The organism is Salegentibacter salarius (genome assembly GCF_900168265.1).
In the GTDB taxonomy this organism is placed as follows: domain Bacteria; phylum Bacteroidota; class Bacteroidia; order Flavobacteriales; family Flavobacteriaceae; genus Salegentibacter; species Salegentibacter salarius.
Map to the genome: position 1 here is coordinate 1 of NZ_FVZF01000001.1, position 23,506 is coordinate 23,506.

Consider the following 23,506-nt stretch of genomic DNA (forward strand, 5'->3'; position numbering starts at 1 on the left):
TTTTTTAAAAAATCATTCTCCACTTTAAGCTCCCCAATGACTTTAAGAAGCTGGTCTTTCTTTTCCTCTGCTTCCGATTTTTTTGATTTTTCACCCTTGGAAAAAACAGTATCGGCCTCCTTTAGGAAATCGCGTTTCCAGGTGCCTATTTGCTGAGGGGTGATTTCAAATTTTTGTGCAAGCTCCTTGACAGTTTGCCGCTCCTTCAAGGCTTCAAGGACTACTTTCGTTTTAAACTTGGATGTGAATTTTCTTCGTGTCATAATACAGTAAAATTAAGGTTATTTTTGAACTTAACTTACTGTCCTAATTTTTGGGGGATGATCAGACTCAACTCAGACCTCTTTCAAGCTATTGACCAAAGTAGACAAAGACGAAATAAAGTTATGGATTAGAGGAAATAGATTTGGAAGCAAGCAATTGTATTTTCCAACAACTCAGGGAAATGGTAGATACGTAGCTAAAGATTTTTTTGGCCCACAACAAGTTCTAAAAGAAAATTCAAAAGAGCCATTTCAATTGATGTCAGTAATAACACCAAATAGATCTGAAGACGGTTCAGGATCTTATTGCAGAGTGGCACAATCTGAAATTAATCCGGAGCAGTTCGGAAAGGTTTTTAATATTCCTCATTACTTCTTAATTGAAATAGAATTTACCGAATAAACTTGTACCACCAAACCTCCCTCTAATAAGCAATAATTTCAAATAAAAAAATGCGGTTTATACTATTAATCCTTTTAGGTCTATTTTTTATCTCTGTTTCAACTCAGGAATTCCGCTCCAATCCAGGAATATAGGCAGCAAATAAATTAAATAGCAAAGTCCGGTTGAAACCTACAAAATCCAAATCTTATGAAAGCACCCAATTTAATTCTATTTCTTCTTATTCCAATAATCAGTTTTTCTCAAAATTTCAAGCTAAATGGCGAATTTTCAGGTCAAAAAATTGACGAACTTGTTTTAAGATATATTGATATTGATGGGAAACGTATAAGTGACACTTTGGAAATAGAAAATAATAAATTTCAAGCTACTGGGAATTTAGAAGGGGTACAGAAAGTTCTTCTAACTGGCAATATACAATCTGGAGGAATGGAAGATCCTAATCTTGGGTATTTCTTTATTGAACCGGGAAATATAGAGGTACAGGTAGAAGAAGATAATTTTAAAGAAATTAAAATAGTAGGTTCAAACTCGCAAAAAGAATTCGAGAAAGTTGAAAGTAAAACGAAACCGATACGCCTGAAACTCGATAGTATTTCTAATAATAGATCAGCAAACTCAGTTGATTTACTCATTGCGGGTAATGAAAAAATTCAAAAGATAAAATTGAGTTATGCTATTGAAAACCCGGAATCCAGCTTAAGTCCGTATTTTCTTACTTCCTATCAAAGAAGTATTCCTATGGATTCTGTACAAAACATTTTTAGCTCATTTTCAACTGAAAATAAACAATCAATTTATGGTAAAAACATTCATAGCTTTTTAAAAAAGATGATTGTAAAGGTAGATGATGCTGCTCCAGATTTTAATGTAGTTGATATTTCAGGAAATAAATTATCACTTGATTCTTTTAAAGGCAAATACTTACTTATTGATTTCTGAGCAGACTGGTGTAAGCCCTGTATTGCGAAATTTCCGGAAGTAAAGGTACTCATTAATGAATATTCTGATAAAGGCCTGGAAGTACTATTTGTTTCTTTTGATGAAACTGAAGATGACTGGAAAAAAGGTGTAAAAAAGTATGATCTAAATAATTGGGATCACACATTCGTAGGTTTCAAAAATATTGATTCTAAGGAATCAATAGGATATCAATTTGACATAAAACCCATACCGGCATATATTTTAATAGATACAAATGGAAAAATTATTGGGCGATATGCCTCGGCTTCTAAAGAAGGTAAAACTCTTATTGACTTAAAAGAAAAATTAGAAACTTTATTAAATTAAAGGACTTAAAGTTATGAATGAGCAAATTAATAGTAAATAGAAGGTCTGAATGGGCTAATCGAGCAAGAGCCATCGGGTTATATCTTGATGGACAGAAAATCGGTACAATCAAAAATGGCGAATCGAAGGAATTTGACCTGAAACCGGGCAACTATGAGCTAAAGGCCAAAATTGACTGGTGCGGGAGCCAGGTAAATGATTTTGAAATTAAAGAGAATGAGGATACAAAAATTGAATTAACTGGTTTTAGTAAAAATAAGTGGATTCTGCCGTTATTAATTATAATTCAAATAAGCCTACTTATTTTATCCACCTATTTTGAGGTCCCTGATGTTATAATGATCACATTTTCAACATGTGTATTAATTTATATTCTTTTCCCAATAAGCTTCGGCCGAAACTATTATTTAAAGCTTAATGAGATCTAACAGATAAATTTTTATTAGGAAAAGAAGCTATGAATAAAATAAGGATTATTGGTTTAATAATATTCGTAATTGGAATTATTGTATTCCTTTTTATGGAATGGGAGATAGTAAGGATGGCTGCAGCTACACTTGTAGGACTTGGAGTTGGCTTACTATTAACCGGTGGTTTGAAAATCAGTAAATAAGAAGTAAAATAAAAATTAAGGTAGAAATATGTGAATAAAGGTTTTAGCTTATATTGTTTTGTTTGCTGGCATAGGGCTCTTAATATGGAATATTTTTCATCTGAATTTTGATAAACCCGAAAAAGTTTCAATAATGATTATTATTTCAAATATTTTAATTATTGTAGCGATGATTCTCACGATAATCGGTCAGAAGTAAAACCAAAAATTAACTAGATCAATACCAAACTTGAAAATTAGATGAATAAAATTAGAATAACCGGTATCGCGATACTGCTTTTTACATTTGTATCGAGATATTATTTGGAAACCGATGCTTACGATTTCTGGTACGGTGCTGCAGGCGGAGTAGGAGGAATGCTGGCCATAATTGGGAGAATTAAAAGACCAGCGTGAGAATACTTTTTTAATTAGAAATTCATTCCAAAACTACGCCAACTCCAACCTTACCCAGCAAATACGGGTTATGATCAATAATGAGAATATCATTGGCTTTGCCCAGTTTTTTGAGTATAGCATATAATAGATCTATATCGGCATAATGAAGTCCTGTGCTGGGTTCGTCTAAAATATAAAGCACATCGTTAGCTTTAGCCTGTAGCCAATTCAACAATAATAATCGTTGTTTCTCCCCGGAAGAAAGTGATTGCACCGGCTGGTCTAATCTAAGATGCGCCAACCCGATTTCCTCTAAATGATCCAGGAAGTCCTGGGTTTTAGGATTTACAGTAAGCTTATTCAGCCATTCTTTTAATTCTATGATATTTAGGGCAAGTACTTCTGCTATATTTTTCTTTTCAACAGAATGAGCCAATATATGCGCCTGATAGCGTTGCCCTTTACATACTTCACATTTTTCAATGGCATTGGCTGCAATATCAAGACTGGTCTCCACATAGCCTTTTCCTTTACAGTTTGGGCACTGACTGCTCTTAGTTTTATAGGAGAATTCTTTAGCTTTTAGGCCGGTTTCAGCTGAAAATATTTTACTTACGTCTTTTAAAATATCCAGGTAGGAAATCAATAAAGTGGCCGCGTGAGTATTAAGTTTTTTAGGCTCAAAATAATGCACGCCTGAATAATTTTTTGGGAAATTTATGCTCTTACAATTCACCGGCTGTCCGGTCTCAATGCTGGGCACCAGGATATCTTTCACCAGGGTAGTTTTCCCAATACCAGATTTTCCTGTTAGTGCAGTAATGCCCCCAATAGGCAGGGATAATGAATCCCTTACAAAAGTATGCCTGGCTAGGTTACTAAAACTAATGTACTTTTTCCCTTCTTTAAGTTTTATCGTTTGGGTAGGTGCTTTCAAAAATGGGTGGCAATCGGCTTGTTGCAATAAACCTTCGGTGCTGCCTTCATAAGTGATATAGCCACCTAAATTGCCGGCTTTAGGTCCAATTTGTACTATATGATCTGCCTCATGTATGATGGCCTTGTTGTGTTCAATGACCACAACCGTATTTCCTTTTTCAATAAGCTCTTTTAAGATTTGAATCAGATCCGGAATATTATCATTAGACAAACCAGCTGAAGGTTCATCTAACAAATAGGTGATGCCTTTAAGCGGACTATTTAATTGTTTGATAAGCTCTACCCTTTGATTTTCTCCACCTGAAAGTGTAGGCGATTTTCGGTTTAGTTGCAGGTAATCAATATGTAATTGCTTCGCTCTAAGAATAGTGTTAATTAAATGGGGTTCAATCTTGGTGAGTAGTTTTCCATCTACATCTTTCCTAGTGGCATTTTCTGCTAGCCATAGATCAAGCTCTTTAAAATCCATTGATTTAATTTCGTGAATGGATTTTCCCGCTATTTCAAAAGCTAATCGTTCGGGTTTTAATCCACTTCCCTCACAATGGCTACATTCTCTATGAGAAAAAAGGGTAGTTAGCTGACTTATATTTTTATTCTTTCGGGTCTTGAAATATTCGTCTTGCAAATAGTGGTAGAGGCCTTCCCATTTCATACTTAAGGCTTGCTTACCTTCCCTTGTCTTAGTTTTGTATAGCCAATTGGCTTTCCATACCTTTTCACCTGCTCCGTTCAGTAATATTTCTTTGTGCGAATTGCTCAGTTCTTCAAAAGGGGTTTCCAGAGTAAAACCATATTCTTTACCAACTTCTTTTAAGATCGCCATATGCTTCCCTGCCGGATTGCCGTAATACCCTATTACTTTATTGTGTGCGAAAAGTCCCTGAGCAATGCTTTTATTTTCATCCAGAACAAGTTTGTTGAGATCGGGTAGCAGTTCTTCGCCAATGCCTTCACAAACCGCACATTTTCCTAATTCGTGATTATTAGAAAAATGACTGGCTGATAATTCTTGTCCTCCATACTGCGCCTTTCTGGAAAAGGCAAAGCGTAAAATTTTATCAATTCCCGTTTGCTTTGCAATATCTGAACGTTGAGAATAATTCTTTTGCTTTCTGGTGATACAAATAGTAGGAGTAAGTCCTTCAATATGATTAACCTCTAACTGAAAATTCACGCCCACTCTTGACTGCTGATAACTTGAAAACTGTTTGGTCATTTCTTGTAGCCCAAAACCGTGCAGCGTATCAATTACCAATGAAGATTTCCCGGAACCGGAAATTCCAGTGACTACCGTTAATTGATGCTTGGGCAAATCTAAGTTTAGATCTTTTAGAGAATGCGTACGCGCACCCTGAATGGAAATTTTATCCCTTTGCTGTAGGGGCTCTTCTTTCACTTTAATAGGTTGAACTTCCAGCGCATTGTCCACTAAGGCATCACATTGAGATTGAAAAAGGGAATGATTTTCAAAACAGATAATGCCTGCAGTTTGTTGCTTGAGTTGGTGCAATGCATCCAGCAACTGACTCACATTTTTCTGATGCAATCCTATACTGGGTTCTTCAAGTAAGAGGAGCGTCTTTTTTGATTTTTTGGTGAAATGTTTAGTGAGTTTAATACGCTGCGCCTCGCCACCTGATAAGGTATTGGAGGGCTGTCCCAGTTTGATATAGCCAAGTCCTAATTTCAGCATTAAAGACAGAATTTCTTTGATTTTCTTTTCCTCGGAAAAGAAATCATAAGCTTCTTCAATACTTAGATTATAGAGATCTGCAATATTCTTTTCATTCCAATGAACACGAAGTACTTCCGGCTTAAAACGTTTGCGATTACAGGTAGGACAAACCTGGTTGATACTACCAAGTGCACTCATAGAGAGGGTGATTACGCCAGCCCCTTCACAGGCTTCACATCTACCGGTTTTGTTATTAAATGAAAAGGCTCCTTTGGATAAATTCGATGTTTTCGCTTCAGGAGTTTTTGCTAGTAAATCCCTTATTTTATCTGCTAAGCCTGTATATGTAGCCGGGTTACTTCTAGGAGTTTTACCTATAGGTTGATCGTTTACAGTAAGAAGATTTAGATTTTCCTCCTCAGAAAGTTGGGTAATGCTTTCAATAATTTGAGGCGTTTTGCGGCTCACAACTGTTAGCTCCATGTTGCCTGGTTGAAAGGCTTCCACCGAGACCTTTTTTGGTTGGTTTTTAGATGATTTATCATTTCCGGCTTCTTTCAATGCCTTTAAAGTTGGGCTACTTAGTTCTTTTGCATTTAGAAAATTATTGATGGGACCGTTAAAAACCACTTCGCCGCCGTGTATCCCCGCTTCGGGGCCTAGTTCTACTATCCAATCTGCCGACTTTATAAAATCTAAGTCGTGCTCCACCACCATAACCGTATTTCCCCGGCGAATGAGTCGGTTTAGAATATGAAGCAGATATTTTTGATAATCTTTAGACAAACCGATGGAAGGTTCATCGAATACATATAAAATACCTTGCAGCTTACTATTTACCTGGTTAATGAGTTTGATTCTTTGCCCATCACCAGAGGAAATCTCCATACTTGGTGTGCTTAGCCGGTATTCTTCCATACCCAGCCTAATCAAGTCATATAATTGAGTGCAGATCTTATCTACCAAAACTTGTTCTCCGGTTGTGAATTGCTGAAACTTCAGTTTTTCATATAATTCGCTTAAGGAAAGCTCCATCCATTCTTGAAAATTAAGTCCTTTCCACTTATATTTTAAATGTTCTGCTTTAATGCGCGCACCTTTACAATCAGGGCAAATTTTGGAGCTGGCAAATTTTAAGATATTAGGATTTCTATCACGTCTTAAAATATCCTGCATAATAGGAAGCATTCCTTTATAGAATCCTTCTTCACGAGGCTTGGCTTTAATTCCTTTCCACCTAAGCCTAGACTCCAGGCCGTGTTTACCAAAAAATACTTTGAGGCGATCACTTCCGTTTAAAACCACGTCTTGTTGCTCTTCTGTGAGTTCCTTCCAGGGTATATCTACATTAAAACCGTGCGTCTCACACACTTTATTTAATTCCTCTACGGTTATTTGGGAATAGACGATATAGCCATTGGGCAGGGTAGTGGTAATCGCCCCTTCTCTAAGCGTCTTATTTTTATCTCCTACTAATTTGTTAAGGTCAATATATTCTGCTTCTCCAATACCACGACATACCTCGCAGGCTCCTCTAGGGTGATTAAAAGAAAATAGCGACTTACTCATAGTTTCAGCAGCCGAATAGCGGGCAAATAAAATTCTGAAGACAGAAGCAAGCTCAGAGAGCGTTCCAAAAGTAGTATTGATAGACTGGAAGCGCTTCGATTGTTCTACCTTAATTACCGGGGGAAGGTCTTTTATATCATCTACTTCAGCAGTAGGGATTAACTGACTGTTTTGTTGGTTGTATGCAGGGAGACTCTCTAAAAAATATCGGTAACCCTCATTCGCGATAACACCCATTGCAAGGGAAGATTTCCCCGAACCAGATAGACCAGTCACTACAATCAATTGATTTTCAGGAATACTTAAATCAATATTTTTGAGATTATTTTGATGGGCATTAATTATGTGCATAAAGGCTTACTGTTTCTCTTTTAAAAAAAATAAATATAGAAAGATATTAAGGCTTAGAAGGGGTTTTTCGGGAAAACAAAGCATAAAATTTCTCTTGTGTCCAGATGAATAAAACAATGGTTGATTAACGATAGTTTATCGGTGTAAGACAATGTTTGTTATATATTTATATAAAAAAGAAAATGTTCGGATTATTCATGAAAAAGTCAGAAGTTGAAAAGCTGGAAGTGAAATACAAAAAGCTTCTGGAGGAAGCTCATCAACTCTCCACTACTAATCGTAGTAAAAGTGATGAAAAAATGTATGAAGCAAATGAGGTTTTAAAACAAATCGATCTGATTAAAAAATCGGAAGAAGCTAAATAATGAATTTTGAGATTTTAGGATATTTTCTTAAAAATAGAAATTCAGTATTCGTTTTTCGGAATTTATCTTTTTACATACAATAAAAAAGGGAAGCTAAAAACTTCCCTTTTTCTATTTTAATATAAATCTTCTATGATTATCCACGGGTAAGCCAACCTCTCTTACTTGCGGTAGCAATAGCGTAGGGAGTGATCCAGAATAGCCCAAAGGTATAAAGGATACTATAGGAATACGCCCAGAAAGATTCCGATAAATTATATCGCTTCGCATAGAAAAGTACCGGGAAACTAGACCATATCAGAATACTGAGTAAGGTTGAACTTAAGAATAAAACTGGATCCATAGAGATGAAGAAAAGCATCATCAAGATTGTTGGATAACTCATCACTAATTTCAATACCTGGTTGATGAACAGAAGTCGAGATCCGGCTTTAGAGCTTTCCCTGAAATCTGTGAAAACATATTTCGCCATCGCAATATTCTCACGAACGTTACTTCTTCCCCACCTGATAAACATTTTATAGAGTCCGGTATATTTTTCGGGTACGTTGGTATAAGCGAAAGCATTTCTTTGAAAGAGTACGTGATACCCCTGTTTAAGAATCATATTAGTCATTGCACGATCTTCGCCGATATCTGAAGCCTTACCCATAAAAGTCTGGTTAATCCATTCTTCCAGGCAGCCAAAGACAGCTTTTTTCCTGTAAGCCGCAAGCGCGCCAGGGGTACAAAGCACCGATTCCAGACTACTTTCCGCAGAACGAATAAATTCGAAACTAAGTACAAAGCTTACATCCAGCATCTTAGGCAGCATAGCCTTTTTCTCGTTGTTTAGCACACGAATATTTCCTGCTACAGCGCCGCATTTTTCGTTAACTACAAAAGGACTTACAAGGTTACGCAGTGTGTCTTTAGTAACCTCAGAATCACTATCTACGGTCACAAGAACTTCTCCGGTACTCAAATTGAATCCGCGGTAAAGCGCGTGTCTTTTTCCTTTGTTTTCTGGTTGCTGGTAGATGCTCAATTGATCGCCAAGCTCCTTTTTAGCCTTTAGCATCCAGTCCCAGGTGTCATCTTTACTTCCGTCATCTATTGCCAGAAGCTGTATTTTATGATTTGGGTAATCACTTGTAGCAAGGCTTTTAAGGGTTGCCCAAACCTGTTTTCCTTCATTGTAAGCTGGAACTATTACCGTACAGGTTGGTAACTCTTCATTGCTTACAGAATTAATTGGCTTATATCTAAGGTAGAGGTAAAGGTTATAGAAGAAGAATCCGGCTCTGAATAAAAGCAAAGAACCAGTAATTGCTAAAAATGCTAATTCCCAGGTTGAATCCAGGCCATTAAGATTATAGCGGTTAAAATCACCCTGCAAGACATATACCAGGTATGCAGCGCCAAAAAGCAAAGCCAGGCTGCTTGCACGTACCAAAATTCCTCTTAGATCCCTGGACTTATTCCTTTGATTGTTAATAGAAGATTTTTCAGCAGAAGAAACTGATTGATTTGAAGCTATATTATTTTTCATTTTAATTTCTATTTTAAATTTGATCTTAAAAGTTTAGGTTATTCCTTTAAGACTCCTATTTGGATAGCTTAGCAATCCACGTACCAACTAATTAAAATGCTTATAAAGAGACTTATTTTTAGAAGCTTCAGAAAAAAACTGTAGATTTTTTCTACATTAAGTTTTCAATTCTGCCCCATTCCCGGTTTTTAAGCGTAAAACCGTATTTCTTTTGGAGTTATTTATGGCAAATTAAAAAAGGGTTCAACGCTAAAGTCAAACCCTTCTATGATATTAAAATGAAATAGTTTGAAGTTCTTAAACTTCCTGGGCTTCTGTTTCTTCTGAAACTTCTTCCTTTTGAGTTTCATCTGAATCAAGAACATTAAATTTTTCTAATTGTTCTTCCTCACCGGTAAAATATGGGAATACATCCAGAATTGGAGATTCTGTAATAGATGGAATATTATAATCGCCCATAGTTTCTTCCATCGCCGTGGTAGTATTCTCGAAAGCCTCTTTTACATCGTTGGCCTGAACAAGCAAGTAAATATTTGTCTTTTTTTCCTTTCCGCTTTCCTCATCCATAGCCACCAGGGAAACCTTTGATTTAAACCAACGATCGGAATTCTCAAAAGGATGAACTTCTGAAAAATTCGCAACTTTTATATTCATTATTCTAAAGTCTTCACTAGTATAAGCTGTCATTTCCTTAGTGATTCTCGCTTCGGCTTCTGTGAAAGATACTGCATCAAGTAGGTAGGTATCTGTAGTCATTTTCTGCTCGCCTGTTTCGTGTGTTTTTTTGTATTTCACCTTACATTCAAACCAAGTTACGCTCATATCTTTATTTTTTAGGGAGTCAAAAATAGGGTTTATAACGAGTCTCGAGGACAAAACAAGAGATAGATATTCACAATTTTCTACTTGCTACTTAACCAGATAATTAGTTTCAAAAAACAGGATTTTTATTCAATTAAAATTAAAATCTATAGTAATTATAAATGAATTTTTAATGTTTTCTTTTACTATCTTTATCGGGTTAATTATTAAATAATCAAAGATTATGGCAAAAGAAAAATCACCCTCAAAAAACTCGGCCAGGAAGGAGCCGGTTTTGAGCTTAAAGGAAAAGCGCGCTGCGAAAGCCGCCAAGAAAAAGAACAGAACTTAATGAATGTTTTAAATAAAAATCCCGCTAATTAGCGGGATTTTCTTTTTTAAGTGATATCAATTGTATAGGCCGCCTGAAAATCTTTCCCTGCTGCCAGTGTTTCAATTCCTTCTTTGGTTTTTAGGTTTTGATCTGTGCCTTCAACATCGGCAATTCCCAGCCAGGGTTCAATGCATACGTAAGGTGCTCCCGGTTTCGCCCAAATTCCCAGGTTTTTAAAATCTTTATATTCAACGCTTAAAATGCTACCTGAGTTTTTACTTTTTAGTACCACTTTTTTTGAGGGAATATTCTTGAAAATCAATGCGTCTTTGGCGAAAAGCTCTTTATGTAGTCTAATTTTATCTTCGTTGTCTAATATTCCTTCGGTGGTATCTCTAACCAGCCCTTCTTCGCTTAAAATGTAAGTTCTTAGATCCATTTTTCGATCAAACTCAAGATAATAATCTTCGTAAACTTCATTTTTGCTAATAGGAGCATTAAACGCAGGATGTCCACCTAATGAAAAATATAAAGGTTTATCGTCTAAATTAGAAATTTGATGATGTACAGTGAGCGATTTTTTATTTAATTGGAAAGAAATTTCAAAACGGAATTTAAATGGATAGATCTTCAGAGTTTCTGCTGAATAATCCAATTGAAAAACCAATTTATCATCTGTTTTTTCTTTTAACCGAATATGTTCGTTATGCCTAACAAAACCGTGTTTAGGCATTTGGTATTCTTTATCTTCAAAAATGAATTTCCCTTCTTTTAAAACACCAATTACCGGAAACAAATTAGGCGCCTGGCTTGCCCAGAATTCCGGGTTTCCCTGCCATAAATGTTCAATATCGGTTTCCAGGCTTTTAAGGCTGGATAATTCTGCGCCAATGGGATTTACTTTTATACTTAAGAATTCGTTCTGTAACTCGTGCATCTCAAAAATTATTTTTTCTTTCTTCTGTTCGCATTTTTATCCCCGCGAGTTTTTGGCTTTTTATACTTTTTGGCAATTTCCCTTCGGTAAGATCCACCCAGATTTTCTTTCCTGTTTTTTTCTTTTTTCTCGTGAAAAGCAGGGCCGGGAGCATTTTCGTCTTTATTCTTTCCCGGGTTATTGATTTCAAAAACCTTAGGTTGTTCTTCCGGAATTAATTCTGACGAAATTTCTATTTCCGCCGGTAATTCTTCCTGCGGAACTTCCATTTTCATCAAAGCTTCAATTCTTTCAAGGTATTCCAATTCAGCTTCGGTAGTCATTAATATCGAATTCCCTTCTTTTTCGGCCCTTCCGGTACGGCCAATTCGGTGCATATAATTTTCAGGATATTTTGGAGTATCAAAATTGATCACGTGGCTTACCGATTCAATATCAAGTCCACGCGCCATCACATCGGTTGCAACTAAAATTCGGCAAAATCCGCTGCCAAATTGTTTGATACTACGTAAACGATAATTTTGGGTTTTATTGGAGTGAATTACCGTGCATTCATCCTGAAAATACTGCTCTAATTCCGCGTAGAGTCGGTCGGCCATTCTTTTATAAGCCACAAAGATCAAAACCTTTGAGTAGGTTTCCTTATCGGCTAAAATATGTCTTAACAAATTTACTTTAGTATAGAAATTTGGGATTCTATAACCGGTTTGTTTAATATTATCAAGAGGCGTTCCGCTGGCAGCTACAGAAATAGTTTGCGGACTTTTAAAATTAGCCTCGATTAGATTTTCAACATTTTCAGTGATTGTCGCAGAAAACATAATGTTTTGTCGGTTCTGCGGAAGCAATTCAAAGATATTATTTATCTGAAATTTAAAACCCAGATCTAACATCACATCTACTTCATCTATCACTAATTTCTGAATTGATTTTAACTGAAGCGCGCGCCTAAGCACAAGATCATATAATCTTCCGGGAGTTGCTACTACAATATCCTGGCCCTGTAAAAGCGATTGATGTTGAGTATTCATATTTACGCCACCATAAATACCGGCGATACGAACATTCATATAAGCGGTTAGTTTTTCAATTTCTTCAACTACCTGCACCACAAGTTCTCTGGTTGGCACCAAAACTAGTACCCGCGGATTTTTTTGTTCCGAATATTTAAGCATTCGTAATATTGGAAGCATATAAGCAAAGGTTTTTCCGGTACCGGTTTGCGCGATTCCTACCATATCTTTCCCAGACATAATTGTAGAAAAAGATTCCTCTTGAATAGGTGTAGGCGTGTTAATGCCAATATCTTCCAGCGCGTTGCGCAGGGGAGTGGTAATATTTAAATCCTGAAAAGTCACTAAATGAAGTTTTTATGAACTTGCAAAGTTAGTGAAACTCTAATTTAAAATTGCTCCTGGCAATTTTAAATTAGTTAGTTGAACTAATCCCGCCGCAGGGCGGTAAATAATTTTAACGATCCTGAATTAATTTATTCTTCAAAAACCGTCATGCTGAACTTGTTTCAGCATCTAAGATGAATAAATGTAAAATTCAACTTAGGCGTCCGATAGAAATCGGAGCAGACTCTGAAACTAGTTCAGGGTGACGATGAATTACAAACTAAGAAGAAATGAAAGTTCACAAGTTTTTCAATTCTATCAATAAGGAATCATTTCATTTATTTCGGTATTTTTGATAAAAATCATTTAGATGAAAAAGATCTTAGCCTTTGCCGGTTCTAATAGTAGTACTTCCATTAATTTTCAGTTATTAACACACGTAGCCAATCGCATACAGGGGCACGAAGTGAAAATTCAGGATTTTACCCAGTATGAATTACCTATTTATAGCGCCGATAGGGAAAAGGAAAGAGGTATTCCCGTAAGCGCTAAAATAATTAATAAGATCATCCACGAGCACGAGGCTTTGATAATTGCGGTAAATGAGCATAATGGCAATGTTTCAGCTTACTTTAAAAATATAATCGACTGGCTTTCCCGATTAGACCGTAATTTCCTTGAAGGAAAAAAGATTTTATTGATCAGTACTTCTTCCGGCAAGCGTGGAGCCGCATCAGCTTTAGAATATACTAAGGGAATTTTACCAAGATTTGGCGGCGAGATTATAGAAAGCTTTAGCTTACCTTCTTTTAATGATAATTTTAAAGACGGGAAGGTGCTAAACGAAGTGCTGGATATGGGTATAGAAGATGTGTTAACTACTTTTTCTCATCAATTGGAATCCGGTAACTCAATTTAATTTGCTTTTTTCACTTTAGGGCTGAATTCTTCGTTGGCCTTTCCAATATTGCTTAATTCGGTTTCGGTTTTACCAGTGATTCCCATATCTGCTTTATGCTTGTCAACGGGGCTTCCGAATAAAATAAGCCAGGCTTCTTTTAATGATTTTGCCTTCCAGATATCTTTCCCAACTTCAATCCATTCGTGGAAAACGAGGAAAAAAGGATTGTAGGAGTTTACCGGTTTGGTGATTCCATAACGGGGTTTTTCATCTTCTTCCTGGAAAGTTCCAAAAATGCGATCCCAGAATATAAAAGTAGAGCCATAATTTTTATCCAGATATCTTTCATTTACCGAATGGTGTACCCGGTGATGCGATGGCGTAGTAAAGATATACTCGATTGGTCGCGGTAATTTTTTTATTAATTCGGTATGTATCCAAAATTGATAAAGCACTTCCAGTTGATGCACAATAAAGAATACTAAAGGATGAAAGCCCAACAAAACTACCGGTAAAAAGAAGATGATCTTTAAATTCTGTGTCCAGGATAATCTAAAAGAAGTTGATAAATTATAATGTTCAGAAGAATGATGAACCACGTGTGTAGACCACCAAAAACGTTGTTCGTGGGCAAATCTATGTGCCCAATACCTGCTAAAATCCAATAATATTAAACACAAAACATAAGACCACCAGGTATGTGGTATTTTAAACGGCGCCAGATTGAAAAAGAAAAGGAAAACCATAAAGACTCCTATCTTCATAAACCCGTTTAGGATTAAATTACCAATACCGATAGCTGTAGACGCTAGAAAATCTTTACCCGAATAAAGGTTTTTGTATTTTTTTCTTCCTATTAAAAATTCAAGTAAGACAAAAAAGAACATTAGCGGAGCTACAACCCAGATAACGGTAGTGAAATCAAGGTTTTCTATATCGGCTAATGTAAGTTTTTCAGTATCTGTAAACATTGGTAATATTTGGCTCTTAATCATAAAATGGCGCAGAAAAGCGCATGTTGTATAATTAAGATTTTTTTCTCAGAAATACAAGAAGCATCACCACCTAATTTCTCCAAATTTTGAAAATCCCGATTTAAAGGGTTTTCGAGATAAATTGCAGAAGAATTAAAATAGGCGCTACGTCAAATTGTTTTTACCTTTGCGCTCCAAATTACAAGCAAGGTGCGCACAAAAATTACTTATACTTTAAAGGAGCAATTGAAATTCAAACAGCAACTCTTGCAATGGAGTAAGCAGTTTGAAGAAATTGCCTGGCTGGACAGCAATAATTATCACCAGGATTACGGCGAATTTGATGCTTTACTTGCTGTGGGTGCATTTACCGCTATAAAAACCGATTACCACCAGGCTTTTGCCAAGCTGCAAGAGTATCAGCAAACTACCAAAGACTGGATTTTCGGCTATCTTTCTTATGATCTTAAAAATGATGTAGAAAGACTTTCTTCTAAAAACCACGACGGATTGGACTTCCCGGATCTCTATTTTTTTCAGCCACAAAAACTATTCTTGCTCAAGGGAGACCAGTTGGAAATGCATTATTTAAATATGCTGGATGATGAAATTGAGGAAGATTTTACCGAGATTTCAAATCTGCCAATAAACCAGATTGAGACCAGACAACTGGAAACCGAAAACTCGAAATCAAAAATACAAGCCCGAATCTCTAAGGAAGAATACCTTCAAAAAGTCGGAAAAATGCTCGCTTATATTCAGCGTGGTGATATTTATGAAGCAAATTTCTGCCAGGAATTTTTTGCTGAAAATAGAGAGATTGAGCCTTTTAAAGTTTTTCAGGATCTTAATGAACTCTCGGGCCCTCCGTTTGCGACTTTTCTCAAACTGGAAGAACATTATTTACTTTCGGCTTCACCGGAGCGATATTTAAAAAAATCTGGGGTAAAATTAATTTCCCAGCCTATAAAGGGAACAGCCAGGCGCTCGCAAAATCCAGAAGAAGATCTTGAAATTGCGGAGGAGCTTTCTAATGACCCGAAGGAGCAATCTGAAAACGTGATGATTGTAGACCTGGTGAGAAACGATCTTTCTAAAATTGCGAAAAAGGCCAGTGTGAATGTAGATGAACTTTGCAAGGTTTATTCCTTTAAACAAGTGCATCAAATGATTTCTACAATTTCTGCTGAACTTGATGACGGCATTCCGCCGGTAGAAGCTTTACGGGCAACATTTCCTATGGGAAGTATGACGGGTGCGCCAAAGATTTCAGCAATGAAAATTATCGAAGAACTGGAAGAAACAAAACGCGGACTCTACAGTGGCGCCGTAGGTTATTTTACTCCAAACGGCGATTTCGATTTTAATGTGGTTATACGCAGTATTTTATATAATTCGGCTAAAAAACATGTGTCTTTTTCAGTAGGCGGGGCAATTACTGCCGGTTCTAAACCAGAGAAAGAATATGAAGAATGCCTGCTAAAGGCAGCCGCAATGCGGCAGGCTTTAAAATAATTTTTTCGGATTAAAATTTCGCAAACTGCCAACTGAAACACTGCCAACTGTTTTCGTATCTTTGGTTTTCTATGGAAAAAGCTTTCAAAAACGAGATCAAATCCCAGTTTCCCTACCTCTCTAACAGTAAAATTTTACTTGCGGTAAGTGGAGGTGTAGATAGTGTTGTGCTGGCACATTTATGCAAAATAGCCAAACTGGATTTTACTTTGGCGCATTGTAATTTTAACCTTCGGGACGAAGAAAGTGACGCCGATGAGGATTTTGTGGCAGCCCTTGCCAAAAAAATGAAAGTAGCGCTTTTTGTAGAAAATTTTGATACCGAGCAATACGCTAAAGATAACAGTCTGTCTATTCAAATGGCGGCACGCGATCTTAGGTATGACTGGTTTGAAGAGCTTCGGCTAAAACATCAATTCGATTTTATCTTAACCGCGCACCACGCCAATGATAGCCTGGAAACTTTTTTTATTAATCTAATACGAGGCACCGGTTTGGAAGGTTTAAGCGGGATAAATGCCGATAGTAATTACATTATAAGGCCTCTATTAAATTTTTCCCGGAAAGAAATTTTGGCTTATGCTGAAGAAAATAAGATTTCGTGGAGAGAAGATAGCACTAATGCATCTACAAAATATCTTCGCAATAAAATAAGACACGAGCTTGTACCTGTTTTAGAAGAAATAAATCCGCAGTTTTTAGAGACTTTTCTAAAAACCCAATCACATTTAAAAGAAAACGAAGAATTAATAGAGGATTATTTGAGCTTGCTCTATCCAAAAATTATTGGTAAAACAGAGTACGGCTACAGCCTGGATATAAATTACCTTAAAAAGGTACCTAATAGTTCTGCAATTCTATACCAATTGCTAAAGTCTTTTGGATTTACCGAGTGGAACGATGTTTACCGTTTATTAGATGCACAACCCGGTAAAATGGTTTTTTCAACCTCACACAGACTAATAAAAGATCGGGATTATTTGCTGCTTACAGAAATTGACAAAACCGAAGACAAAGTCTATAAAATCGCAAAAAATGAAGATTTTGCGATGCTTCCTATGGGAACCTTTTCATTTTCAGAAGTAAAGGAAATAAACGATAAAAGATCAAACTGCATTTATATAAACCCGGAAAAACTGGAATTTCCACTCACCGTTAGAAAATGGCAGCAGGGAGATATATTTTATCCTTTTGGAATGAAAGGAAAAAAGAAGTTAAGCGACTTCTTTAAAGACAAAAAATTATCTTTGCCCGAGAAAGAAAACAGCTGGTTGCTGTGCTCTGGCGAAAAAATTGTTTGGGTGATCAATCAGCGGGCCGATAGGCGTTTTTCGATAACTTCATCTGATCAAAAAATTATAAAAATCACTTTCAGTTTATGAAATATCTGGCGAGTCTGCTCTTATTTTTTATTCCATTTATCCAGTTACAGGCACAATATTTTAACGATGGGAGCGAAGAATCCCAAATGGATGATCCCATTACCTGGGAGGCTTCTGTAGAAAAAGAAAACGACAGCATATTTAATCTGGTTTTTACGGCCACCCTGGAAGATGGCTGGCATTTATATTCGCAAAAGGAAGCAGATATTGATATTGCGCCTATTGCCACGACTTTCTCTTATAATAATGCTGAAGAAAATTTTAAGCTCATTGGTGAAACTTCAGAGCCAGATATAGAACCTATCTACGATCAGGTTTTTGAAGCCGATATCACTTATTTTGAGGAAGAAGCAGTTTTTACCCAGCAAATAAAAGTACAACCCGGAAGTAATCCCGGAATTGTTGCCGAGATCTATTTCTCTGTTTGTGATGATGAAAAATGTTTGCCTCCGGAAACCGAACGTTTTAATATTTCTCTTCAGGACAATGAAATAACCGAAGGTTTTACCGACCTGGAAATTTCAGAAAAAGATAAAGAACTTACCGAAGCATTAAATATCAATGTTTCAGGGATGGAAAAATTTGCGCCTGAAGAGGAGGAAGGCAATAACTTCCTGAGTATTTTCTTACTAGGTTTCGTGGGTGGTTTAATCGCTCTTTTAACGCCTTGTGTATTTCCTATGATTCCGCTAACAGTTTCCTTCTTTACTAAAGGAGCTAAAAACCGGCAAAAAGGCCTGGTAAATGCCATACTTTATGGTGTTTTTATATTTGCCATTTATCTTTTACTTAGTTTACCTTTCCACCTGCTAGACAGCGTAAATCCTGAAATTCTCAATAATATTTCAACTAATGTAACGCTGAATATTATTTTCTTCGTCATTTTCATCATTTTCGCTTTCTCCTTTTTTGGGTATTACGAGATCACTTTGCCAAGTTCCTGGAGTAATAAGATGGATGATAAAGCTTCAAGTGTAGGTGGTATTGTGGGTATCTTTTTTATGGCTCTTACTTTAGCTTTAGTTTCTTTTTCCTGTACCGGCCCTATTTTAGGTTCACTGCTTGGTGGATCGCTTACCAGCGATGGTGGTGCGATGCAACTTTCTATGGGAATGGGTGGCTTTGGTCTTGCCCTGGCGCTTCCTTTTGCACTTTTCGCTTTATTCCCCAATTGGCTTAATTCTTTGCCAAAAAGCGGTGGGTGGTTAAATACAGTTAAAGTTACGCTAGGTTTTATAGAATTAGGACTGGCCTTTAAATTCCTTTCTAATGCCGATCTTGTGGAGCATTGGGGACTTTTAAAACGTGAAATTTTCCTCGGAATTTGGATCCTTATAGGTTTAGGTCTTATGGCTTATTTATTTGGTCAAATTCGTTTTCCGCACGATGGCCCTAAACAAAGAATTAGTAAAGCCAGGTTTGGTGTAGGGGTGATAACTTTCTTCTTTGTACTTTATTTAATTCCCGGTTTAACCAATACTTCGGCGGCGAATCTTAAGCTGCTTAGTGGATTTCCACCACCATTGTTTTACAGTATCTATGATAAAGGTACCGAAGCTCCTTTAGGTCTGGAAGCTTATAAAGACTGGGATAAAGGTCTGGAAGCAGCAAGAGAACAAAATAAACCCATAATCCTCGATTTTACAGGTTGGGCTTGTGTTAATTGTCGAAAAATGGAAGAACAGGTGTGGAGTGAACCCGAGGTTTTTGAGATACTTAACGAAGAATATATACTTATTTCCCTGTATGTAGATGATAGAAAAGAACTGCCGGAAGAAGCGCAATTCAATTATATGAAACCAAAGGGGGGAATAAAACCTATTGAAACCATTGGCGATAAATGGGCTACTTTTCAAACCCTGAACTTTAAGAATAATTCACAGCCTTTCTATGTGCTTTTAGATAACGAGGTAAATCTACTTAACGAGCCTGTGGGTTACACCCCAAAAGCTTCAGAATATCTGGACTGGTTAAAGGAAGGTCTTGCCAAGTTTCAGGGAACAGAGAAATAAAATACTTCATAATTCGTGAGACATTTACTGATGAAATATTATTAAAATAAGACTTAAGCTTAGTAGTATTTAATTCTGGATTATTAACATGAATTATTCCTTGTCAAACTTAGAAGGGATTAATTAGAATTCGTCTTTAATTTAGAAACAAGCCCTGATTCATTTAAATCTCGATTATCGAGTAAAATTCTTTTAGGTTTATCGGTGTAATTTCTATCTTAGGGGGCTTAAAATCTCCCTTAACTATGAAATTATTCCGTTTTAGTGTTATCCTTTTGTTTTTGAGTTTCTTACCTGTTCAAATTATTGCGCAGGAAGAATATGATGTTAAAAAACATTATAACAAAACAGAAGTAGATATCCCAATGCGTGACGGCACTAAGCTGCATACTACTATTTATTCCCCAAAAGATACTTCTAAAGAATATCCAATTCTCATGCAACGAACCCCATATAGCTCCAGGCCGTATGGTGAAGATCAGTTTCGTTCGCTTATTGGGCCCAACGAATATTTAATGAAAGAAGGTAATATTGTTGTTTACCAGGATGTTCGTGGCCGTTGGATGAGTGAAGGGAAATACGACAACATGCGTGCGATAATCCCGAATAAGAAAGGCGATGAATTTGATGAGTCTAGTGATACTTTCGATACCATTGAATGGCTTATTAATAATGTAGAAAATAACAATGGTAGGGTAGGAACCTGGGGTATTTCTTATCCCGGTCATTATGCGGTTGCTTCCCTGGTAGATGCGCATCCAGCCTTAAAAGCTGCCTCACCACAGGCAGGAATCGGAGATTTCTTTTTTGACGATTTTCATCATAATGGCGCTTATTTACTAAGTTACTGGAGAGCTACAGCACTTTTTGGCTACGATAAAACCGGCCCAACTACAGAAAGCTGGTACGATTTACCAGATCTTGGAACACAAGATCAATATCAGTTCTTTTTGGATGTGGGACCTCTTAGTAATTTGGACGAATATTACGGCGAAGACAATATATTCTGGCAACAGCTAAAAGAACATCCTAATTATGATGAATTTTGGCAGTCTCGCGGTATTATTCAGCATTTAGAGGATATTAAACCAGCGGTAATGGTTGTGGGCGGATTGTTTGATGCTGAAGATCTTTATGGTCCTTTTAATACCTACAAAAAAATTGAAGAAACCAGCGATAACCATAATATTATGGTTTTTGGTCCCTGGAGTCACGGCGACTGGGCTAGACAAACCGAAAGACAAGCCGTAGGGAATGTATATTTTGGAGATAATATTTCGGAAGATTACCAGAGAAATGTTGAAACTACTTTCTTTAATCACTTTCTAAAGAAAGGCGGAGAAGGTGATTTAGATCTTGCTGAAGCTTATGTTTATGATACCGGTGCAAGAAAATGGAATTCCTACGAAGCCTGGCCTCCAAAAGAAGCAGAAGCTAAGGTATTTTACCTGGGAGATGAGCAGAAATTAACCGATGAAGCTACCGATAATAAAGAAAGCTTTGTAAGTGATCCTGCGAAACCTGTTTCTTATAATAATGAAATTAAGGCGGTGTTCACCCCAAGAGAATATATGACAGGGGACCAGCGTTTTGCCGCAAGGAGGCCAGATGTTTTGGTTTTTGAAACAGAAGTATTGAAAGAAGATATGAAACTAGCCGGTGAAATTGAAGCACGCTTAAATGTAGCAACAACAGGAACCGCGGCAGATTGGGTTGTGAAAGTAATAGATGTTTATCCTCCAGATGCTGAAGATTATGAAGAAACTATGGAGCATTTAGATATGGATAATTATCATATGATGGTGCGTAGTGAGGTAATGCGCGGCCGGTTTAGAAACAGTTTTGAAAACCCGGAGCCATTTGAACCGAATAAAAAAACTTCTGTAAATATTACCCTTCAGGATATTAACCATACTTTTAAAAAAGGTCATAAATTACAAATTCAGGTTCAAAGCACCTGGTTTCCACTTATAGACAGGAATCCACAAACCTATGTGCCTAATATTTTTGAAGCTGAAGAAGAAGATTTTCAGCAACAAACCCACACTGTTTTTGGAGATTCTGCAATAGAATTTTCAGTAATTAAAGAATAGTTTATGCACATCAGATTTATTCATAAAACGCTCTATTTAGGTCTTCTGGTCTTAGTTATTTCCTGTAATCAAAAAAGCGAAAGTTATTCCGAAGAAGAAATAAAGGAGCATTCGGCTGAATTGAACGAATATTTTGAAGAGGAATTTCAAAAGGATGTCGAAGAATCGCCTATGATGCAAACCAGGCTTGGGCAAAAAACCAATTATGGCAAATGGGACGATTTTTCTCATTTAAAATATGTAGAAGATCGCAATAAAGCAAAGAGACGCCTGGAACATCTAAAAAAAATAGATCCTTCATCGCTGGATGAAGATACTCGATTAAGTTACGATCTGTACCTCCAGAAACAGGAAAATCAATTAGAAGATTATGATTTTAGGTTTTACAATTACCCGGTAAACCAGATGTTTGGCTATCATGCAGAGCTGCCAGCCTTTTTAATCAATATGCACCGCATAGATTCAATAAGTGATGCAGAAGCCTATATTTCGAGGTTAAAGGGAATTCCTAAGGTGATGGAAGATGTTATAGGGAATTTAAAAATAAGGGAGCAAAATGGCATAATGCCTCCAATTTTTGTCTTTGATAGGGTTCTGGAATCCAGTAGAAATGTAATTAAGGGTAAACCTTTCGGGAAATCTGTGGAGAATAGTGCCCTGCTGGAAGATTTTAAATCGAAAATAGACGATTTAGAAATTTCTCAGAGAAAGAAGAAGGAACTTATCTCAAAAGCCGAAACTGCTCTTACTAAAGAAGTGAAACCGGCTTACCAAAATTTAATTGTGTTTCTCGAAACTCAGCAAAAGCGTGCAAACAGCGAGGCCGGGGCGTGGAAGTTTCCGAAAGGGGAAGAGTTTTATGCGAATGCTTTAAAAAGAACTACCACTACTAATCTTTCGGCGAATGAAATTCACGAAATTGGGTTAAGTGAAGTTGCGCGTATTCACGCTGAAATGGAAAAGATCAAAAAAAAGGTTGGTTTTAAAGGGACACTTCAGGATTTCTTTGAATTTATGCGGAAAGATAAACAGTTCTATTATGCCAATGATTCTACCGGAAGAAAAAAATACCTTACAGAAGCCAAGACTATCATCAATACGATGAAAGATGATTTGGATAAACTTTTTCTAACCAAACCAGAGGCAGAATTAATCGTAAAAGCGGTAGAGCCTTTTAGAGAAAAAAATGCCGGGAAGGCTTTTTATCAGCAGCCGGCAAAAGATGGATCAAGACCAGGAACTTATTACGCCAATTTATACGACATGTCTGCAATGCCAACTTATCAAATGGAAGCTTTGGCATATCACGAAGGTATCCCGGGGCATCATATGCAAATTGCTATCGCCCAGGAATTAGAGGAAATTCCGCAGTTTAGGAAATTTAGTTTTTATACTGCTTACGTAGAAGGTTGGGGGCTTTATAGTGAATTGTTGCCTAAAGAAATAGGATATTATCAAGATCCATATTCAGATTTTGGAAGATTAGCCATGGAACTTTGGCGTTCTTGCAGGCTGGTTGTAGATACCGGAATTCACGCCAAAAAATGGACTCGTGAAGAGGGAATTGCTTATTATAAGGAAAACACTCCAAACGCTGAAAGTGATTGTATTAAAATGGTAGAACGGCATATAGTAATGCCCAGCCAGGCTACAGCCTACAAAATAGGAATGAATAAAATCCTGGAATTAAGAGAAAACGCGAAGGAAGAATTGGGGCCGGATTTTGATATTAGGGAATTCCATGATGTGATTCTTCTTGATGGAGCCGTACCTTTGAATATTCTGGAAGAAAAAGTTGATAACTGGATTTCAGAAGAAAACATTTAAAAAAAGAGAA

19 protein-coding genes and 1 pseudogene are annotated in these 23,506 nt (G+C 36.8%); 13 read left to right on the forward strand and 7 right to left on the reverse strand.

The genetic code is table 11. The features are described 5' to 3' along the window. Positions 1–263, reverse strand: a 263-nt coding sequence (locus B5440_RS00005) for a transposase (protein ID WP_079711031.1), incomplete at its 3' end; no start/stop codon positions are given. A 91-nt stretch (positions 264–354) separates the two neighbouring features. On the opposite strand from B5440_RS00005, the gene B5440_RS00010 reads away from it, so the two are divergent. The 6 genes and pseudogenes from B5440_RS00010 to B5440_RS15540 all read left to right on the forward strand — a co-directional run bounded on the left by B5440_RS00010 (position 355) and on the right by B5440_RS15540 (position 2,965). Then, on the forward strand, positions 355–666 hold the full coding sequence (locus B5440_RS00010) for a hypothetical protein (protein ID WP_070052741.1): 312 nt from the start codon (positions 355–357) through the stop codon (positions 664–666). Positions 667–855: 189 nt separating this feature from the next. Then, positions 856–1,608, forward strand: a complete 753-nt coding sequence (locus B5440_RS00015) for a DUF4369 domain-containing protein (RefSeq protein ID WP_070052739.1) — start codon at positions 856–858, stop codon at positions 1,606–1,608. Between the two features lie 12 nt (positions 1,609–1,620). Continuing rightward, positions 1,621–1,956: pseudogene (locus B5440_RS15865) on the forward strand (TlpA family protein disulfide reductase); the annotation flags it as partial. 17 nt (positions 1,957–1,973) lie between these two features. After that, complete coding sequence (locus B5440_RS00025; RefSeq protein ID WP_070052738.1) at positions 1,974–2,384, forward strand: hypothetical protein; 411 nt, start codon at positions 1,974–1,976, stop codon at positions 2,382–2,384. Positions 2,385–2,413: 29 nt separating this feature from the next. Continuing rightward, positions 2,414–2,569, forward strand: a complete 156-nt coding sequence (locus B5440_RS15535) for a hypothetical protein (RefSeq protein WP_157823632.1) — start codon at positions 2,414–2,416, stop codon at positions 2,567–2,569. A 240-nt stretch (positions 2,570–2,809) separates the two neighbouring features. Further along, positions 2,810–2,965: a hypothetical protein gene (locus tag B5440_RS15540; protein ID WP_157823631.1), complete on the forward strand. Its 156-nt coding sequence runs from the start codon at positions 2,810–2,812 to the stop codon at positions 2,963–2,965. Positions 2,966–2,987: 22 nt separating this feature from the next. Here B5440_RS15540 and B5440_RS00030 read toward each other — a convergent pair whose 3' ends face one another. Then, positions 2,988–7,484, reverse strand: a complete 4,497-nt coding sequence (locus B5440_RS00030) for an excinuclease ABC subunit UvrA (protein ID WP_070052736.1) — start codon at positions 7,482–7,484, stop codon at positions 2,988–2,990. A gap of 182 nt (positions 7,485–7,666) precedes the next feature. Here B5440_RS00030 and B5440_RS00035 point away from each other — a divergent pair, with 182 nt between their 5' ends. Further along, entirely contained in the window at positions 7,667–7,849 is a 183-nt protein-coding gene (locus B5440_RS00035; protein ID WP_070052735.1) for a Lacal_2735 family protein, read from the forward strand. Between the two features lie 136 nt (positions 7,850–7,985). Here the strand turns inward: B5440_RS00035 and B5440_RS00040 are convergent, their stop codons facing one another. The 4 genes from B5440_RS00040 to B5440_RS00055 all read right to left on the reverse strand — a co-directional run bounded on the left by B5440_RS00040 (position 7,986) and on the right by B5440_RS00055 (position 12,810). Further along, positions 7,986–9,380 (reverse strand): glycosyltransferase family 2 protein, encoded by a 1,395-nt coding sequence (locus tag B5440_RS00040; protein WP_070052733.1) that lies wholly within the window; start codon positions 9,378–9,380, stop codon positions 7,986–7,988. Positions 9,381–9,677: 297 nt separating this feature from the next. Next, positions 9,678–10,202, reverse strand: a complete 525-nt coding sequence (locus B5440_RS00045) for a DUF4494 domain-containing protein (RefSeq protein ID WP_070052731.1) — start codon at positions 10,200–10,202, stop codon at positions 9,678–9,680. A gap of 377 nt (positions 10,203–10,579) precedes the next feature. Beyond that, the gene (locus B5440_RS00050; RefSeq protein WP_070052728.1) at positions 10,580–11,452 is read right to left on the reverse strand and encodes an aldose 1-epimerase family protein; all 873 of its coding nucleotides are present in this window, start codon (positions 11,450–11,452) and stop codon (positions 10,580–10,582) included. A gap of 8 nt (positions 11,453–11,460) precedes the next feature. Beyond that, entirely contained in the window at positions 11,461–12,810 is a 1,350-nt protein-coding gene (locus B5440_RS00055; RefSeq protein ID WP_070052726.1) for a DEAD/DEAH box helicase, read from the reverse strand. A 352-nt stretch (positions 12,811–13,162) separates the two neighbouring features. Here B5440_RS00055 and B5440_RS00060 point away from each other — a divergent pair, with 352 nt between their 5' ends. Continuing rightward, positions 13,163–13,711, forward strand: coding sequence for an NADPH-dependent FMN reductase (locus tag B5440_RS00060; RefSeq protein ID WP_070052724.1), 549 nt, complete (start codon positions 13,163–13,165; stop codon positions 13,709–13,711). Here B5440_RS00060 and B5440_RS00065 read toward each other — a convergent pair. Further along, complete coding sequence (locus B5440_RS00065) at positions 13,708–14,664, reverse strand: sterol desaturase family protein (protein ID WP_070052722.1); 957 nt, start codon at positions 14,662–14,664, stop codon at positions 13,708–13,710. The genes B5440_RS00060 and B5440_RS00065 overlap by 4 nt on opposite strands. Before the next feature lie 213 nt (positions 14,665–14,877). Between B5440_RS00065 and pabB the strand changes: the two genes are divergently transcribed. The 5 genes from pabB (at position 14,878) to B5440_RS00090 (ending at position 23,496) form a co-directional block, all read left to right on the forward strand. Beyond that, complete coding sequence (gene pabB / locus B5440_RS00070; RefSeq protein ID WP_070052720.1) at positions 14,878–16,182, forward strand: aminodeoxychorismate synthase component I; 1,305 nt, start codon at positions 14,878–14,880, stop codon at positions 16,180–16,182. Positions 16,183–16,253: 71 nt separating this feature from the next. Then, positions 16,254–17,564 carry a tRNA lysidine(34) synthetase TilS gene (gene tilS, locus B5440_RS00075; RefSeq protein WP_070052718.1) on the forward strand — a complete coding sequence of 437 codons (1,311 nt, stop codon included), beginning with the start codon at positions 16,254–16,256 and terminating at the stop codon, positions 17,562–17,564. Further along, on the forward strand, positions 17,561–19,576 hold the full coding sequence (locus tag B5440_RS00080) for a protein-disulfide reductase DsbD family protein (protein ID WP_070052716.1): 2,016 nt from the start codon (positions 17,561–17,563) through the stop codon (positions 19,574–19,576). Before tilS ends, B5440_RS00080 begins: the two co-directional genes overlap by 4 nt. Before the next feature lie 245 nt (positions 19,577–19,821). Beyond that, positions 19,822–21,669, forward strand: coding sequence for a CocE/NonD family hydrolase (locus tag B5440_RS00085; RefSeq protein ID WP_070052714.1), 1,848 nt, complete (start codon positions 19,822–19,824; stop codon positions 21,667–21,669). 3 nt (positions 21,670–21,672) lie between these two features. Continuing rightward, entirely contained in the window at positions 21,673–23,496 is a 1,824-nt protein-coding gene (locus tag B5440_RS00090; RefSeq protein ID WP_070052712.1) for a DUF885 domain-containing protein, read from the forward strand. Positions 23,497–23,506 lie beyond the last annotated feature (10 nt).